The following is an 18884-nucleotide window of genomic DNA, read 5'->3' as shown; positions in this document are numbered from 1 at the left end:
GAGTTAAAATGAAAACGTTTCTTAGAAGGTTCCTTTTCGTTTGGAACGCACAGAAGATTTGGGCGAGACCGAAACAAGCGCCGGTTTTGATATTTGATAGATGCGGATCGGACAATTTCTTTTTTTATCTTGATGAACGACACGTTTCGATTCTTGATGTAAGGGGCGAAAGTTTTAATTTTTACATTCTTTTAAAATGCCTCTTAACGTTTCAAATTTCTAGAAAATATTATTATGCTTTTTATATAAATTCGGTGCAACCTAAGGTCGTGATGACTTTTATCGATAATAATTGGCCGTTTTATAGTTTAAAAAAAATGTGTCTGCCTATTACTACAGTTCTTGTACAAAATGGATTGAGAGCAAATTTGGATGAACAGTTTAGTTTGGAAGTTTCTAAGGGTTCTCTAGTCGATTTTATGTTTCTGTTTAACAAAAATATCGGCGCAATCTATTCTAAGAATTTAAAGGGAACGATATTCGGAAGCGGTAGTTTTTTGAATAACTATCATTCGGTTTCAAATCAAAATAAAGATAAGTCCATTCTTTTTATTTCTCAATATAGACCTAAAAATGATTCAGGCATTTTTCTTTTTGTAAACGGTAAATCGATTTCTTACGATGAATTTTATTTAACGGAAGAATTTTTATTAGATAAGTTAAGCGTTTATTGCGATCAAAACGGTTTTCGATTTATAGTTAAGGCTTCTAATTCTGAAGACGTCGAAGAGCAATATAAGTTTTTCAAAGAAAAAATCGGGAATGAAAACTTTGATTTTCTGACTCAGAACAAAAATTTAAACGGATATAACGCAGTAGATCAAGCACAGATCATCGTGGGCGTTGACTCCACTCTAACTTACGAATCCATAGCGAGAGGAAATAGGACGGCTTTTTTCACTTTAAGAAGCGCTTTTGACCCCTCTCGAAAATTTGCGTGGCCGGCAGATTATCCTGAAAGCGGTCCTTTTTGGACCAATAAGATGGACGTGTCCGAATTGGAACGAGTTATGGATTATATAACGCAAGCGAGCGATGAAGATTGGGAAACGACTCGCTTAAAATACGTAAAAGATGTAATGGAATACGATCCGGAAAATTCTCAGTTTGTATCTTTGATGAAAGAGTTAGACGTTCCTTTGAAAAATAATTTATAACCATAATATTTGGTCCGGTTTCTTTTATGATCATTGATAAAAATATTTCTCAGTATGTCGTTTTTTGGGAGGATAGCATTAAAAACGCTCTCAAAAAAATTGAAGCCAATAAATCTAAAACCATTTTTGCAGTTTCGGAAGGGAACAAGTTGATGGGAGTGATCACGGATGGAGATTTTCGTCGATGGATATTAAACGACGAAACATTGGATCGAAGTTTAGATCAAGAAGTGAAAAATATTATCAATACAAATTTCAAGTATTTATACGTCACCGAAAGTTCTAAAAGAATTCGAAGTACATTTAATAATAGAATTTCTATCATTCCGCTCATTAATGAGAATGGGATTTTGGAGGCGATTGCAAAGGAAACTTCTGAAGAAATCTTGGTTGAAGGAATTTCTTTGAGTCAGAATTCGCCAGCTTTTGTGATTGCAGAGATAGGAAACAATCATAATGGAAGTTTTGAATTGGCGAAAAAATTGGTTCGAGAGGCTAAACTTGCGGGAGCTGATTGTGCTAAGTTTCAAATGCGGAATTTAGACGCTTTATACAGAAATTCCGGAAATGCGAATGATGCTGAAGAAGATTTAGGTTCCCAGTACACTCTAGATTTATTAAATAAATTTCAACTTTCGGATGACGAACTATTTCGGATTTTTGATTACTGCCGTGAAGAATCTTTGATACCTTTATGTACTCCTTGGGATGAAGAAAGTTTTTTTAAATTAGAGAGTTATGGGATCCCAGCATATAAGATTGCATCGGCGGATTTTACGAATCATGAACTGATTCGGTTGGTTGCGAAGTCGGGTAAGCCTGTGATTTGTTCTACCGGAATGTCGACCGAAGATGAAATTATGGATTCTATCCATGTCTTACAGGATTTAGGGGCTCAATACGTTTTATTACATTGTAATTCCACTTATCCCGCGCCTTTTAAAGATATCAATCTCAGATATATCGAACATTTGAAGAAAAGCGGAGGTTGTTTGGTCGGATATTCGGGACATGAACGGGGATATTTGGTTGCTTTAGCGGCAGTATCTTTAGGCGCTAAAGTGATTGAGAAACATTTCACGTTAGATAGAGAAATGGAAGGGAACGACCACAAGGTTAGTCTTTTGCCCGGTGAATTCCGAGAAATGGTGGATGGGATTCGACAAATAGAAGAATCTTTGGGTAATAAAAATTTCCGTCAGATAACTCAAGGAGAATTGATGAACCGTGAAACCTTGGGTAAGAGTCTATTAATCAATAGAGACTTAAAATTGGGAGAGATCATAACTTCTGATATGGTGGACATTAGAAGTCCGGGAAAAGGATTACCGCCTTATTTTAAGGAAAAATTAATCGGAAAATCCGCGAAGAGAGATTTTAAAAAGGGGGATTTCTTTTATAAATCGGATATAGCGGACGATGTAATTGAGTTTAAAAAGAAATTTATTTTTTCGCGTCCTTGGGGATTACCGGTTCGATATCATGATTTGGAACAAATTCTATCTAAAGTTGAAATGGATTTAGTGGAATTTCATTTCAGTTATAAGGATTTGAAAGTTGAGATATCGGAGTACATTAAAAAACCATTAAATACTGATTTTGTAGTTCATTGTCCAGAGCTTTTTGAAAACGATCATTTATTGGATCTTTGCACGGAAGATGAGGATTATAGAAAAAGGTCTTTGATAGAAATTCAGAAAGTGATCGATATTACCAGAAGATTAAAGGATTTTTTTCCGAATTCGAATAAGAAGCCTTTCATCGTTACAAATGTAGGTGGGTTTTCTTTAAATAAACCTTTAGATACGACTATTCGTGAAAAATTATATAAAAATCTATCACGATCTTTGAATGATTTGGATTCCGAAGGGGTAGAAATTATTCCGCAGACAATGCCTCCTTTTCCTTGGCTTTTTGGCGGACAAAGATATCATAATCTTTTTCTATCCGCCGAAGAAATTGTCGAATTTTGTAAGCGACACTCTATTCGAATTTGCCTCGATGTTTCTCATTCTAAATTGGCTTGCAATCACTATCACTGGTCTTTTAGTAAATTTGTAGAACAAGTCTCCCCCTATGTCGCACATTTACATATCGTGGATGCGAAAGGGGTGGATGGTGAAGGGCTCCAAATAGGAGAAGGAGAAATCGATTTTCATATGCTTTCTAACATACTTAGAGAAAAAGCTCCCAAGGCGTCGTTTATACCTGAAATTTGGCAGGGACATAAAAATAACGGAGAAGGTTTTCTCATTTCTCTTACTCGTTTGGAAAAGTTTCATTTATAGAAATAATTTTAGGGGTTTAAAGTGGATTTTAAAATTAAATGGTCAGGTAGATCGATTGATTATACCCAAGAAGAGATCGATACTGTTGTAGAAGTTATGAAGACCGCAGATCCTCAGACCCAGGGTAAGTATTTGCAACAATTTGAAAGTGATTTTTCAAACTATTTAGATGGTCAGCCTTGCTTCGGAGTCACCAATGCTACACATGCTCTGGAGTTAATTGCGGATTTAACCGGTTTAAAATCCGGTGATGAAGTAATTATTCCCGGCCATACTTACTGTGCATCTGCCATTCCTTTTGGAAGAACAGGAGCTACTTTGGTATGGGCTGATATTGATCCTGAAACTTTTTTAATCTCGTTGGAATCAATCCAAAAGTTAGTCACAAATAAAACAAAAGCTATCGTGGTAGTACATTTATATGGGATGATCATTCCGGATATATTGGAAATCGCTAAATTTGCAAAATCTAAAAATATTCTATTAATTGAAGATTGTGCACAATCGTTAGGGGCGGTATTAAACGGCAAGTCTTGCGGTACATTTGGAGATTTTGCCGCATTTAGTTTTCATGGTCAAAAAAATATTACAACCATGGGTGAAGGAGGAATTCTTACTTTAAAGAATGTTTCTCTTGCTGATAAAGTTCCCGGCTTAAGACATAACGGGCACGCACCCTTTCTAAATAAAACCGATTATTGGAAACCGGCTATGTCTAATGTGGATTTAGATTTGGATGGAATTTGGCCTCATAATTTTAGTCTAACGGAAGTTCAGGCTGCTTTAGGATCCGTTTTATTAAAACGAATTGCTTTATTAACGGAAGAAAGGAGGAAAAGAGCACAGAAATTTATAAATTCATTTAATGAATTTGAGGAATTATCTTTTCAAAAACAAAACGATTCCAAAGCTCATAGCTATCATCTTTTAGTAGCCAAATACAAAGCTGTAAAGAATGGGAAAAACAGAGACGATTTAATTTCTATTTTGAGTAAGAAATATAAGATTCAAGTCATCGTTCAATACTATCCTTTGTACAGATATGATTTATTTAAAAAAATGGGTTATGCTAAAGCTGTTTGCCCGGCAAGCGATGATTTTTTTGATAATATGATTTCCTTTCCGTTTCATATTTGGATGAATGAAAATGATTTTGATTATATGATTGCGTCGATAAAACAAGCTCTAATAGAATTGCGAAGTTAATTGTATGAATTTAGCGGTAATTCCGGCCAGGGGCGGTAGTAAGGGACTGCCGGGAAAAAATATAAAAAATCTATGTGGTAAGCCCCTAATCGCTTGGTCTATTGAAGCGGCAAAAAGAGCCAAAAAAATTGATAGATTTATTGTTTCAACTGATAGCGAAGAAATTGCGGCTGTGGCAAGGGAATGGGGTTGTCCGGTTTTAAAAAGACCGGATGAGTTGGCAACTGATGAAACGAAGACGATTTCCGTGCTTAGCCAAATATCGAAAGAGATTCCAGAAGCCCTAAATTTTATTCTTTTACAACCTACTTCGCCGATTAGGGACGTAGGTTTAATTGATGAATGTTTGGATCTATATGAACAAGGGAATTATTCGAATCTTGCTACCGGATATTGGTGCAAATATCAAGAGTTTGGAAAACATAATAACATGCGTCGTCAAGACTATAAAGGTTTTTTTTACGACGATGGGAATGTATATATTTTATCAAAAAAATTGGTTTCAGAAGGATTATGGTTTGGTGATCATATTTGTCGGCATGTTATTTCAAAACGTCAAAACTTTGAAATAGATGACGAGATTGATTTTGTAATACTGGAAGCTTTATTAAATAAATACGGAACAATTAACTAATGCTTTGTTCCGGAACTTTAAAATAATCAATAAATCTTAAAATTATATTAGTTGCATAGATAAGGATAATTAAATGACCTCTCTTAGAATTTTTAAACAAGTACCACGTTTACTTTTCGGCTTCAATACAATCGATCGAATAAATGAATTATTGCCTAAAAAAAATAACGGAGATTATTATATTTTTATAATAGACGATGTTCATCAAAAAGGAACTATACATAGTCGATTGAAACACGCGAGCGAAGATATGGTTGAATGGTTTCCTGCAAGTGTAAAGGAGCCTTCGACGTTGCAGATCGATAATTTAAGGGATAAGTTTATGCAAACCCGAGATCATAAACTACCGAAAGCGATCGTGGGGATCGGCGGTGGTAGCACTATGGATGTGGCTAAGGCATTGTCCGTAATGATGTGTAATGAAGGCTCCGCCTCTCAGTACCAAGGATGGGATCTTGTGCCAAATCCTGGAATCTATAAGATTGGAATTCCAACCGTAGCGGGTTCTGGGGCAGAGGCTAGTCGTACTGCTGTGCTAATGGGTAAAGAACGTAAATTCGGGATTAATAGTGATCATAGTATGTTTGATGCAATTATATTAGATAGTTCCTTAATAAAGAATGTCCCAATAGCTCAAAGATTTTATTCGGGTATGGATTGTTATATTCATTGTGTGGAGAGTTTACAAGGAACAATGATCAATGAATTAGCGAAAGGTAATGCAAGCAAAGCGTTGGAACTTTGTGAGAAAGTTTTTTTATCGGATGGCGATGACGATATGTTGCTTACGGCTTCCTATATGGGCGGGGTATCCATTGTGAATTCCGAAGTTGGCGTTTGTCATGCCTTATCCTACGGGCTTAGTCTTGAATTGGGATACAGGCATGGTTTTGCGAATTGTGTCGCATTCAATGTTTTAGATGAATATTACGGACCTTGGGTGGATCGCTTTCGGGAAATGTTAAAAATTCATAAAATCGAATTACCAAAAAATGTCTGTAGATCTTTGGATGAAGCTGCGATGCAACGTATGGTGAATATGACTCTTAAAATGGAAAGACCTCTTACGAATGCACTTGGCGAGAATTGGAAAGATAAGATGACACCGAATAAAATAGTTAGCTTATACGAGAGAATGTAAATGGAAAATTATAAGAAAGAGTCGGATGCGATTAAGATTTTAGCTCGAATTAAAGGCCCCGTATTTGAAGAATATAGGAAAAGATGGGATTTGGTAAATAATTTTGAATTAGAAACTGAGTTTCCGATGTTTCTCCATATCGAAACGAGTTTTAAATGCAATTTTAGATGTCCTATGTGTGTCCAAGGTGTACCCGAGTTAAAAGAAAAATTCGGTTATAAAGAAAAAATGACCACGGAGAGTATTACTAAAATTCTATTAGAAGGTAAAAAATATAATACTCCTTCGGTATCCTTTCAAGGGGATAATGAACCGTTTTTAAATAAAGAAATTACTGATTGGTTCAAACTTGCAATCGAATTTGGCTATCTCGACGTAATGGTAAATACCAATGGATCTCTTGTGACAGAGGAGCTTGCCGAAAAAATTATCAAATCTGGTTTAACTAGAATTAGGTTTAGTTTAGATGCGATCAATGAAGATACGTATAAGAAAATTAGAATTGGAGGGAAGTTTGAACAAGTGATGAAGAATATAGATAATTTTCTTCGTATTCGTAAAGAATTGAATTCGGAGCTTCCCATTGTAGGTGTAAATTTTGTTCGAATGAAAGAAAATGAAAATGAAATGAATGACTTTATTAAATACTGGAACGAAAAAGTTGATTTCGTAGTAATCCAGGACTTTATGACGCCGGATGTAGAAGGGGATTTTGAAAGTCTTGCCGGGAAAGGAAAAACCAATCATTATAATTTTAGATGTAATCAACCTTGGCAGAGACTTTATATACGTGGAAATGGAGATGTTACTCCTTGTTGTGCCATGTTTAGTAGCTATTTAAAATTGGGAGATACGACAAAATTAAGTCTAGTGGATTTGTGGAATAGCAAAGAGGCAAAGGATTTACGAAAAATCCATAAAGAGGGTCGATATCATGAAAATCCTATTTGTTTAAAATGCTCTAAAATGTCGGGTTAAAGCAAAGAAGTATTTCTTAAGTGAATTTTTATAAAAAATTATGATGTCTTGAAAATTGTATGACGGAAGACTAAGAAAAGTTTTCTATTTAGGCACCATGATCAAAATAGACAGGTTCTCACAGCTTATCCTTTTTGATAAAGTAAACAAAAAACTCAACGTCTCGCTCGACAAGTTTTAGGACTGGCTGTAAGTTCTAAAGGCCGTATTGTAAAATAAATCATACTACTGAACGTGTTACTTGTAAAGGTTGTATTATATTAATGGAATGTTATTTGTGCAAATCCTTGTCGAATACAAAGAGAAAAGGTTGTGTTCGAGATAATCCAGAACTAGATATTCTAGAATGTAACGATTGTGGGCTTGTGTATTTATCAAGTTTGAATCATATCACCGAACATCATTATGAGAATTCAGGTATGCATGGTTCTGAAGTTATATCCGTATCCAATTGGCTGCGAGAATCCGACACGGATGATGAAAGAAGATATAATTTTCTTAGATCAAAGTTAATCAACAAGAGACTTTTAGATTTTGGTTGTGGTGCAGGAGGGTTTCTTTTAAAGACTTTAAAAGAAACTTCGCTTTCCGAAGGCGTTGAGTTAGAGTTAAGACTTCAAGATTATTATAGGGAAAAAGGACTAAAGGTATGGACAAATTTAGAAAAAGTAATAAATACAAATAGAAAATTTGATATAATTACTGCATTTCATGTGATCGAGCATCTAGCGGATCCAGGAAAAACCATATTACAGTTAGCTTCTATACTTTCCGATCATGGAGAATTAATTATTGAAGTGCCGAATTCGAACGATGCGTTGCTTGTTCTTTATGAATCCGACGAATTTTCTAAGTTTACGTATTGGAGTCAGCATTTATTTTTGTTTAATAATGATACCTTAGCAAAACTTATTAAGCAATTGGATTTAAAGTTGAATTGGATTAAACAAATTCAAAGATATCCCTTGTCTAACCATCTTTATTGGCTTTCTAAAGGAAAACCTGGTGGACATATAAGTTGGTCTTTTCTAGAAAATAAAGAAATCCATCAGATGTATGAATCGCAGCTTGCTGCAATTGGCCTTTGCGATACCATAATTGCAAGTGTTTCTTTAAACAAATCTTAAAAGATATATGATCCGCAATTTTGATCAAATTTGTTCATAGTGCGTCTAAAATTTAATTTTACTTCATTTGAAAAATCAAACTGTGGTAATTAAAGCAGAACGGCTTTCTACGGATCGCCGTTCGAGAAACTAATTCGAGCGTCTCGTTTCTATTGGCGCTCGGATAACTCAACAGAATGCTTCCTATGGGTCGCGTTCTGGGTTCCGAGAGATTTTAGAGTAATTTTAAGGTTATAAAAAATTCAAAGGGGAATTCGTTGTTTGTAGGATTTTTTTCAAATTAATTCCTACTAAAATAATACAACAGAGTCAATGAAAATATTATCAATTTATTGGGGAATTTGCTCTAGTGCGTCTTTGTTAATAGATGGAAAAGTAGTCACTTCGGTTCATGAAGAAAGATTTACTCGATTTAAAAATGACGATTCATTTCCGGCATATTCTATTAAATATTGTTTGGAGGCCGCGAAGATCGGTTCATCGGAATTAGATGGCGCGGCGATAGCCAGTTTTAGTAGTCCTATCGATGACATAATGTTATTTAAAAGTCAATGGACGATTGATGACTATTTGAAAGAGCAACATCTGAGATGGAAGCCGTTTTTAGTGAATGGAGAAAACGCTCTCAAATCTGTTTTGGAGATATTTCCTGAAAAGAAAAAAGCCCGAATAAGTTCTTCTAGCGATGATTATTTTAAGAATCTTGAAAATTTATCTTTTGAAGAAAGGCAAAACAAATATGATACCGACAGAGAACAAATTCTTGCCGAGTTTTTATCAATAGACAGAACGAAAGTAAGAAGAATAGAACATCATAGATGTCATGCCGCTTATTCCTATTATGCTTCAAAATATCGTAATAAACCGATTTTAGCCTTAACCGTTGACGGTTGGGGAGACGGAAAAGACGCAACGATAGGAATTTTTGACGAAAAAGGTAAATATTCTAGAGTTTACGAAAGTGATCAGTGCGCTATTGGCAGAATTTATCGTTACATGACTTTGATGTTAGGAATGAAGCCGAACGAACATGAATTTAAAGTAATGGGGTTGGCGCCTTATGGAAAGGAAACTCACGCCAAAAAAGCGTTAGATATTTTAAGAAATACATTATACGTAGACGGAGAAGAATTCAAGTGGAAAGAAAAACCTAAAGATAGCTACTTCTGGTTCAAGGAGCGATTTGAAGGCGTTCGATTTGATAACATTGCATTTGCTTTACAAAAATGGACAGAAGAGTTATTAGTTGAATGGGTAAAGAATGCAATTAATAAATATAAAATACATGATATCGTGATAAGCGGCGGAGTCGCCATGAACATTAAGGCGATGGGTAAGATTGCGGATTTACCTGAGGTTAAGAGTCTTTTTATTGGGGGTTCTGCAAGTGACGAGTCCATGGCTATAAGTTCTGGTATTTGTTTAGCGGAAGATTTGACTAAAGAATCATCTAGAGAATGGAATTCCAATACCATTGAGTCATTGACACGTTTATATTTAGGACCTTCGGCCTCCTTAAAAGAGGAGGAGAGGGTAGTGGATGGTCTCGATAAAAAGAAGTTCGAGATTATTGAAAATCCAGAGAATAAACGTATTGCAGAAGTGCTTTTTGAAGGAAAAATTTTAGCAAGAGCGGCTGGAAGAATGGAATTTGGTCAACGGGCTTTAGGGAATCGTTCTATTTTAGCTGATCCAATTCATTTAAAAATAAAGGAAAAGATTAATTCTGCAATTAAAAGTAGGGATTTTTGGATGCCCTTTGCCCCAGTGGTTATGGACACTTTTGTTGAACGATATCTTTTAAATCCGAAAAGTTTAGAATCACCTCATATGACTCTTAGTTTTGATACTACTGAGGAAGGCTATGATGCAATGAGTGCAGCATGTCATCCAGCTGATAGAACCGCTAGAGCGCAAATACTTAAAGAGCACGATAATCCGGAATTATACTCTCTTCTAAAAGCATTTCAGCATTTAACAGGAAGAGGCGCTCTTTTGAATACCTCTTTTAATCTCCACGGATTTCCGATAGTTAATTCTCCATCGGAAGCAGTAGATGTGTTAGTGAATTCCGGTTTAGACGGATTAATTTTAAATTATTTTTTAATTCTTAAAAAATGATTTAAAATCATAAATAAGCGATTTTAAAAGATTTAGTGTTTCAATATATTCTTGTGATTAATTGAAAACTGCTTAAAAAGTCATTTTTTATAGTAATTACTTAGTCGTTCCTTGATGAAAAGAAGTCTTGTTGCTACTGCTTTGGAGGAAACCTGGCCAGGTTTTGATGTTCCTGTCCTGTTTTTAGGAGAGTGGTGTAAGATCTACAATAGACGTAAAGTTTGGGAAAAATTTGATTCTGAAACTCTTCCTTATCATTGGGATGATCGGGAAAAACTTCAGAAAGATTATTTCAAGCTGCAAAGTTTATATGAGGATATTCTTTTACCAAGTGTTAGCCAAAATTTAAATCGAATTCATAATACTGATCGGAGTTTGGAATTTTGGAGGATTTTGGTTGGTCCTTGGTTAGGACTATTCATTCACATAGTGTATGACCGTTTCGAATCAATACGTATTTTAAAAGAATCCGGCGACTTCATTTTACCGCCAAGATTTGTATACAAAGAAGCAGATATGGTTCCGAACGGAATGATGGATTTTTATTCTCATTTTTCACCAAATGACCACTGGAATCAATGGCTCTTTGATTCTATTTTAGATTTCTTTTTTCAAAGAGATAATGTACAATGTTTATTCATTCAGGGGTCTCCAGTTTATCATTCTAGAATATTTCAAAAGTCTAAATCTTTTAAGGAAAGATGCAAGGATTATCTTTCTGAATTTTGTGTGAAAAAAAATGAAGCTTTTATTATTGCGGATTATTTTCCTTTAAGATATTCCATTCTTTGGCAATTGAAACTTAAGCAATTTCCAAGAAAAAGAAGAGATAAGACGCTTGAAGCTTTTGAATTTGATAGGAACATTCGAAGTGATTGGAGTGCCCCAGAATTCCCAGATGATAGTTTTTTTTCTTTTATAAAATCAATATTGCCTTTTCAAATCCCCAAAGCGTATATAGAAGGATTTGAAAATTTAAAAAATACTACAAATACAAAGGAATGGCCTACAAGCCCTAAATTTATTTTTACAAGCAATAATCATGTAGGAGATGATATTTTTAAATTTTGGACAGCAACAAAAAAGGAAAAAGAAGTTCCTCTAATACTATCTCAACATGGAGGATATTATGGAATAGGAAACGTTTCTTTTTTGGAAGATCACGAGAAAAAGATCTCAGATCGTTATTTTACTTGGGGTTGGAATGATCAAGAGTATGCAAATGTGGTTCCTAATTTTTCTGTTAAGCTTGCTAATAAAAAAGATATTTGCTATAACCCTAAGGGTTGCGGGTTGCTTGTGGAACATTGTATGCCTCGTTATAGCTATTGGGTGCAGAGTGTACCTATAGCTGGTCAAATACTGAAATATTTTGATGATCAGTATTTGTTCATTCAGTATCTATCTCCTGAAATAAGATCAAAGTTTGTAATTAAATTGTATCCTACTGATTATGATTGGAATCAAAAAGAGCGATGGGAAAGCCTATATCCAACTCTTATGTATGATAATGGTCAAAAATCCTTTGAACGTTTAATGAAAAAAAGTAGGATCTGCGTTACGACCTATAATGCAACCACATATTTAGAATCTTTGGGTCTGAACGTACCTACTATAATTTTTTGGGATCCAACTTATTGGGAATTGAGAGCAAGTGCATCACCTTATTTTCAAATGTTAAAGGATGCAGGTATTTTCTTTGAGGATCCGATTTCAGCTGCTTCGGTTTTAAATAAAATATGGGATAATATTGATGATTGGTGGCAAGAAAAGGAAAGACAAAGAATAAGGTCTATCTTTATCGAGAAATATTGTAGAAGAGTTAAAAATCCGCTCCATATATTGAGTGTAAACTTAGATATGCGGAAAAAAAATTAGCTTTGAAGTTGGTCGACTTAATAACAAAAAGTCAAATCCCTTTTTCGCTCGAAATGGGTGTAAAATGATAATTAGAAAAGAAGAATATTCTTCTAAATTTAAAGGGTAAGCTGTGCATATTATCGAATTTTCTAACGAGCGAGATTTTCTAGATCATTGTTTGGATAGAATTAAAGAAATTTCTGCAAATAAAATTCAAACGAAGAGTTCTTTTCATATAGTTCTTACGGGTGGAGATACTGCAAAGTTATTATACTCCGAATTAAAACATTTGAAAACAGATTGGTCAAAGTGGTTTTTTTATTTCGGAGATGAGAGATGTGTTCCGAAAGATCATATTGATTCTAATTGGTTGATGGCTGAAAGAGTTTTATTTAAATTTATACCTGTGAATGAAAGACAAATTTTTAAGATACCAGGCCATCTTGGACCTCAGCGAGGGGCTTTAGAATATTCAGAATCTATTAAATCTATTTCCTCATTTGATTTAGTTCTTCTGGGTTTAGGAGAGGATGGTCATATCGCAAGTCTTTTTCCGGGGATGGATTTGACAAATGAAGAAGACGTAATTGCTATTTACGATTCTCCGAAATTACCAAAAGAAAGAGTTAGTTTATCTTTGAGGAAAATCAATTTATCGGATTTTATTTTAATCATAGCAAAAGGAAGAAAGAAAGAAGAAATCATCGAAAGAATTAAGATGGATGAGGCTTTACCAGTTACGTCTCTTTCTTCCAGAAAATCGGTGGAACTCTGTTATTTTTACAATTAAATTCCTAACTTGCACAAATAAACAAACTAAATCGCAGAAAAGGATTTTTAAATGAGAGTGATCATTAAAAGTTGTATCACCAAAACTATTTCTTTTATTGTTTTTCTCTTAAGAGAGACACTGATCGGTAGATTTGTTTTAGAAGTTGTTATTCATAAGTTAATGAATCATGTGGTAGAAGTAAATCATAAGGGTAAAATGTTTTTTACAACTCCAAATGATCTCAATAGATTTAGAGCAAATACCTTTTCGACAAAGGAACCCGATACTTCAGAATGGATTGATCAAATATCTGAAAATTCTATATTTTTGGGACATTGGCGCTAACGTAGGCTTATATTCGATATATGCTGCAAAGTAGAAGAATGCTATCGTAGAGCCTTCTGTTTTTAATTTGGAACTGCTTGCAAGAAATATATTTCTGAATCGGCTATCGGATCGTGTTACAATTGTTCCCTTACCTTTATCGGATCGTCTTTCTATTAGTAAACTTCGAATGACAAGCATGGACTGGGTGGAGCGCTTTCTTCTTTTGGAGCCGAGTTTGGTCATGATGGTAAGCCTCTGGATCAGGTTTTTGAATACAGTCTTTTAGGATTATCTATGGAAGATGTCGTGAATCAATTCAATTTACCAAAACCAGATTATATCAAAATGGATGTGGATGGAATCGAACATATCATTTTAAAAGGTGGTAAAAATGTTCTGAAAAACGTGAAGGAAATACTCGTGGAGATCAATGAAGATTTTACGGAACAGCTTGATAATAGTAGATCCATCTTAGAACGCGCAGGTTTTGTTCTTAAAAATAAAGTGACCGTATCCAATAGCGGAACGTTTCAAAATACATACAACCAAATTTGGATACGAAAATAATGGTGTTTTAAATCCTAAAAAAGGCAAATAAAGTTATGAATCTATTAGATAAGGTAAAAAGTTTTTCAAAATCACTTCAACAAGAATCGATCGAAGTCATCCACCATTTGCTCTATGAGTTTGCGGTTTTATTAGAAAAATAATATATATGAACTTCGTAAAAGAGAAACTAAAGTCCGGAAAGTTTACGGTTGGATCCTGGATGCAAATTCCAAATACTTCGATCGCGGAAATTTTAGGAAGCGCCGGTTTTGATTGGATTGCTTTGGATTTAGAACACGGTGCTTTTAGTCTAAATCTTCTCCCGGATCTTTTTAGAGCCATCAGTAAGAACGGAGCTTTACCTTTTGCAAGGGTAGCTCAAAACCACCCGAAAGATATTAAACAAGCTTTAGACGCAGGGGCTAGAGGGATTATCGTTCCTATGATCGAAACTGCTGAACAGGTGCAGGGTTTTCTAAAATGGAGTAGTTATCCGCCGGATGGAACAAGAGGAGTGGGTTATTCGAATGCGAATTTGTTCGGAAAATACTTTGACTCTTATTCAAAAGAGATCAATTCGAACTTAATACGCGTCATTCAAATCGAAAATATCAAAGCGATTCAACAAATTGATTCGATACTTTCCGTAAAAGGAATCGATGTCATGATGATCGGTCCCTACGATTTGTCCGGTTCAATGGGATTGACCGGCCAATTTGAACATCCTGATTTTTTACACGCAATTGGAGAACTTCATAAGGCAGCGGAACGGAATGGAATTCCTCTTGGCACGCATGTGATCCAGGCGGACTTTCAAAAAGTAAAAGATGAAATTCGTACCGGTAAGAAGTTTGTCGCCTATTCTACGGATGCGATTATGTTAAATACGCAAGCTAGTTTGAATTTTGAAGAATTAAAATAGTTTAAAATTATTAATTACTAATTTTGGAATAAATATGAAAACGATTGCTGTTTTGCCGGCGAGAATGGCCTCTTCCAGGTTTCCCGATAAACCGTTGGTCAAGATCTCTGGGTTAGAAATGATAGAACACGTCAGACGTAGGGTAGAAATGTCTTCTTCCGTTGATGAGGTAGTTGTAGCTACTTGCGACGAAATTATCAAACAAAGAGTAGAATCTTTTGGCGGAAAAGCTGTGATGACTTCGGATGTTCATAGGGGTTGTATTGACCGGGTTGCAGAGGCAGCTCTCTACGTAGAAGGAGATATCGTTATCGTCGTCCAAGGAGACGAGCCCTTGATTTTACCGGCGATGCTGGATGATTTAGTCAAACCGATGTTAAACGACTCTTCAATTTATTGTACAAATTTAGTTACAAAAATTGTAGATGAAGAAGAGTTTCAAAGTCCGAACGCTCCTAAGGTCGTTGTTGATAAAAATTGGGATCTACTTTATGCTTCGAGAGAACCGATTCCGTCTAGAAAAAAATATCCGAATGAGGATTATTTAAAGCTTAAGCAACTAGGAGTGATTGCGTTTCGAAATGATTTTTTGCAAACGTTTGCCGCCCTTGCGCCAACACCTCTGGAAATTATTGAATCTGTAGATATGAATCGTGCGGTAGAACATGGTTATAAGGTGAGAATGGTTCTTACGGAAGGAATTATGATCGGAGTTGACGTCCCAGGAGACGTTTCCAGAGTCGAGTCCGTTTTTAAAACGGACTTGTTGCTATCGAAGTATTTATCATAAGTATGAAGAAGCTTAAAGTTGGTATTACAGGATATGGGGTCGTAGGAAAACGCAGGCACCAATATATCAAACAAAATCCTAATTTAATGGTTACTGCAATTTGTGATAAGAGTTTACAGGACGGAAGAAACGCATTAGAGAATTTAAATGTTTATCAAAAATTTCAAGATTTAATTCAAAAAGAAGAATTGGATATACTGTTTGTCTGTTTGACCAATGATGTGGCGGCCGAGGCTACGATTCTTGGCTTAAAAAAAGGACTGCATGTTTTTTGTGAAAAACCACCCGGTAGAAATGTTCAAGAAATAAGTGAAGTTCGTGAAGTTGAAAGACAATTCCCGTCTCTAAAATTAAAATATGGATTCAATCACAGGTATCATGATTCCATTCGAGAGGCTTTAAAAATTGTAGCTTCCGGTAAGATGGGAAAAGTCATTAACATTCGAGGAATTTACGGAAAGTCTGCTATTGTAAATGTTGCAGATGGATGGAGGGCCAACCGTGAAATTGCGGGTGGTGGAATTCTTTTGGACCAAGGAATTCATATGGTGGATTTGATTCGTCTTTTTGCAGGGGAAATGAGCGAGATCAAAAGTTATGTTTCCAATAGCTATTGGAATTTAGATGTAGAAGACAATGCGTTTGCTCTGATGAAGTCTGAATCTGGAGTGATTGTTCAGTTTCAATCTACGGCAACCGAATGGCGACATAGATTTAATCTACAGATTAATATGGGAGAAGGTAGTCTAGTGCTTTCGGGAATTCTTTCCGGTTCGAAATCGTATGGGCAAGAGACGTTAACCATTTATCCTAAGGATTTAGAGTCGGGTGGAAATCCAAGAATGGAAACGATTAATTATTTGGAAGATAATTCCTGGCGAGATGAGATCAACGAATTCACGGATCATATCCTAAAAGACGAGTCGATACGAACTGGTTCCAGTTTGGATGCGTATCAAACTATGAAACTAGTATATCAAATCTATCATGCAGATCCTGTTTGGAGAGAAAGGTATCAAATTGAATTTTAATTTTTTTCATTCATGAATATAAAATCGAAGATACAGTTTTTACGGTTCGCACAAAAAATTGCTTCCGAAGTGGGGCAAACATTGCAAAAAAGAAATCCCTCTTCGTTGCGTATTCATGCTTCTGAAATTCATGACGTAAAGATTGAAGCGGATTTAAAAGCGGAACGTAAAATCATTCAATATCTTTCTAAAAATTCTCAGTTTCCAATTCTAAGCGAAGAGTCAGGAGAAATTAAAAATGCATCTTCCTCTCAAACGGATTCCGGGCTACGATGGATTGTAGATCCCCTAGATGGAAGTTTGAATTATACAAAAGGAATTCCAATGTGTGGAGTTTCGATTGGGCTTTGGGATGCAGAAGTTCCTATTTTAGGTGTTGTTTACGATATTTTTAGAGGTGACTTGTATTCTGGAATTGTCGGTGACGCTTCTTGGAAGAATCGGAGAAAAATTAGAGTCAGCCAAGTGCGTGCAGAATTCGATTCGGTTTTGTGTACTGGTATACCCGTTAAAAATAACTTTTCAACAAAAACTTTAAACTCTTTCGTTTCCGAGTTTCAGAAATACAAAAAAGTACGATTGCTCGGTTCTGCTTCTTTATCTCTCTGTATGGTTGCATCCGGAGCTGCGGAAATTTATAAGGAAACCAATATTCAGATTTGGGATGTGGGTGGAGGGATTCCAGTTGTCTTAGGAGCTGGTGGAAAGGTGAAAAAATCAAAAACAAATGCTGGAAAGTATACCTATAACGTTCTTGCTTCCAATAGTTCTATTTTGGAGACCTAAACGAAAATGTAAAAGAACTTTAATGGTTAGTATATATTAGAGTTGTTTTATTCAATAATATCCTAAATGTCTCTTTGAAAAATGGCCGAATAGTGAATAACGTAAATAAAATGTTTTTCAAGCTAGATACTTAAAAGCAAAAAATATAAATAAATGTTAATTTGCTTTGTATCAGATTGAAAAGTAAATTCTGAAAACCTAGCTTAAATGAAAGAAAACGAAATACGTCCTAAGGAACTACTTACTCGGTATTTGAATCTTGTCGAGTCGGATTCGAAAAAACTGAATAAAACCAAATTCTTAACCATTTCTTGTCCGGCTTGCGGGTCTGATCAATATCGAAAACATATTCAAAAAAACGACTATACTTACGTTTTATGCGAGGGATGCAGAAGTTTGTTCTGTAATCCCAGACCCTCCGAGGAGATTTTGGAGGACTTTTACAAAACGGCCGAGTCTTCCCGATTTTGGTCGGATGTATTTTTTCCTACCGTGGCCGAGTCCAGGAGAGAAAAGTTATTTAAACCAAAAGCTGAAAGAATATTCGAATATTTTAAAAAAGAAAATTTCGAGCCTGCAAAAATTTGCGATGTCGGTTCGGGATACGGTATATTTTTGGAGGAACTTCGTCGTTTTTTTGTGAAATCCGAGATTTTCGGAATCGAACCCTCTCCTGAAATGGCGGAAATTTCTACGAAGAAAGGTATTGAAACGTTAAATGCGACTGCGGAAGATTCCTCGAAATGGTCCGCTAGATTTGACCTAGTTATTTCCTCGGAAGTAATTGAGCACGTTTTTTCCGTTCCGAAATTTATAACTTCAATTTTTAATTTAGTAAAACCCAATGGCTACTGTCTTTTGACCGGACTTGGTTACGAAGGTTTTGACGTTCTTACTCTCCAGGAACGGTCAAATGGTATTTTTCCTCCGCATCATCTAAATTTTATGAGTATTCATGGGTTTGAAATTGCATTTAAGAATGCAGGATTTTCTAAAGTAGAAATTTTTACTCCGGGCGAGTTGGACGTGGACATCGTGTTGAATAGTGGTTATGAAACTGAGTTTATCCGAGTATTGAGGAATCGCGGGGCCGATGCAATTTCTGAATTTCAATCTTTCCTAAAAAAGCACAAACTAAGCTCGCATATTTGGGTTTTCGCAAAAAAATGAGCTTATCGATCGAATTATCAAAATA

General features: G+C 35.4%; 15 protein-coding genes and 1 pseudogene. All 16 read left to right on the top strand.

Going from position 1 to position 18884, the window contains the following annotated elements:
• The first annotated feature begins 8 nt into the window (after window positions 1–8).
• The 16 genes and pseudogenes from BW942_RS04930 (at window position 9) to BW942_RS04855 (ending at window position 18859) form a co-directional block, all read left to right on the top strand.
• Window positions 9–1157 (top strand): LA_1612 family putative O-antigen biosynthesis protein, encoded by a 1149-nt coding sequence (locus BW942_RS04930; protein ID WP_000847001.1) that lies wholly within the window; start codon window positions 9–11, stop codon window positions 1155–1157.
• Window positions 1158–1183: 26 nt separating this feature from the next.
• Window positions 1184–3445: an N-acetylneuraminate synthase family protein gene (locus BW942_RS04925; RefSeq protein ID WP_000582618.1), complete on the top strand. Its 2262-nt coding sequence runs from the start codon at window positions 1184–1186 to the stop codon at window positions 3443–3445.
• Between the two features lie 21 nt (window positions 3446–3466).
• Window positions 3467–4651 (top strand): DegT/DnrJ/EryC1/StrS aminotransferase family protein, encoded by a 1185-nt coding sequence (locus tag BW942_RS04920; protein ID WP_000346036.1) that lies wholly within the window; start codon window positions 3467–3469, stop codon window positions 4649–4651.
• A gap of 4 nt (window positions 4652–4655) precedes the next feature.
• Complete coding sequence (locus BW942_RS04915) at window positions 4656–5285, top strand: acylneuraminate cytidylyltransferase family protein (RefSeq protein WP_001046757.1); 630 nt, start codon at window positions 4656–4658, stop codon at window positions 5283–5285.
• 73 nt (window positions 5286–5358) lie between these two features.
• Window positions 5359–6426: an iron-containing alcohol dehydrogenase family protein gene (locus tag BW942_RS04910; RefSeq protein WP_000202830.1), complete on the top strand. Its 1068-nt coding sequence runs from the start codon at window positions 5359–5361 to the stop codon at window positions 6424–6426.
• On the top strand, window positions 6427–7404 hold the full coding sequence (locus BW942_RS04905; RefSeq protein WP_000432947.1) for a radical SAM/SPASM domain-containing protein: 978 nt from the start codon (window positions 6427–6429) through the stop codon (window positions 7402–7404). It abuts the gene before it with no gap.
• Window positions 7405–7667: 263 nt separating this feature from the next.
• Complete coding sequence (locus tag BW942_RS04900) at window positions 7668–8531, top strand: class I SAM-dependent methyltransferase (protein WP_002082140.1); 864 nt, start codon at window positions 7668–7670, stop codon at window positions 8529–8531.
• Window positions 8532–8843: 312 nt separating this feature from the next.
• The gene (locus BW942_RS04895; RefSeq protein ID WP_000698820.1) at window positions 8844–10652 is read left to right on the top strand and encodes a carbamoyltransferase C-terminal domain-containing protein; all 1809 of its coding nucleotides are present in this window, start codon (window positions 8844–8846) and stop codon (window positions 10650–10652) included.
• 114 nt (window positions 10653–10766) lie between these two features.
• Entirely contained in the window at window positions 10767–12530 is a 1764-nt protein-coding gene (locus BW942_RS04890; RefSeq protein WP_000830818.1) for an LIC12162 family transferase, read from the top strand.
• Window positions 12531–12642: 112 nt separating this feature from the next.
• Window positions 12643–13302, top strand: a complete 660-nt coding sequence (gene pgl, locus BW942_RS04885) for a 6-phosphogluconolactonase (RefSeq protein ID WP_000547427.1) — start codon at window positions 12643–12645, stop codon at window positions 13300–13302.
• Window positions 13303–13353: 51 nt separating this feature from the next.
• Window positions 13354–14178: pseudogene (locus BW942_RS04880) on the top strand (FkbM family methyltransferase).
• Window positions 14179–14326: 148 nt separating this feature from the next.
• A complete protein-coding gene (locus tag BW942_RS04875; protein ID WP_001012068.1) occupies window positions 14327–15082 on the top strand; it encodes an HpcH/HpaI aldolase family protein in 756 nt (251 codons plus the stop codon).
• A gap of 34 nt (window positions 15083–15116) precedes the next feature.
• Window positions 15117–15872: a 3-deoxy-manno-octulosonate cytidylyltransferase gene (kdsB, locus tag BW942_RS04870; protein WP_000848239.1), complete on the top strand. Its 756-nt coding sequence runs from the start codon at window positions 15117–15119 to the stop codon at window positions 15870–15872.
• Window positions 15873–15874: 2 nt separating this feature from the next.
• A complete protein-coding gene (locus tag BW942_RS04865) occupies window positions 15875–16903 on the top strand; it encodes a Gfo/Idh/MocA family protein (protein WP_000734409.1) in 1029 nt (342 codons plus the stop codon).
• A 12-nt stretch (window positions 16904–16915) separates the two neighbouring features.
• Window positions 16916–17689 carry an inositol monophosphatase family protein gene (locus BW942_RS04860; RefSeq protein WP_001022640.1) on the top strand — a complete coding sequence of 258 codons (774 nt, stop codon included), beginning with the start codon at window positions 16916–16918 and terminating at the stop codon, window positions 17687–17689.
• Window positions 17690–17896: 207 nt separating this feature from the next.
• Complete coding sequence (locus BW942_RS04855; RefSeq protein ID WP_000661932.1) at window positions 17897–18859, top strand: class I SAM-dependent methyltransferase; 963 nt, start codon at window positions 17897–17899, stop codon at window positions 18857–18859.
• Window positions 18860–18884 lie beyond the last annotated feature (25 nt).

Source organism: Leptospira interrogans (genome assembly GCF_900156205.1).
GTDB lineage: Bacteria > Spirochaetota > Leptospiria > Leptospirales > Leptospiraceae > Leptospira > Leptospira interrogans.
The sequence above is the reverse complement of the archived record's forward strand: the minus strand, read 5'-3'. Positions and strand labels throughout refer to the sequence as shown.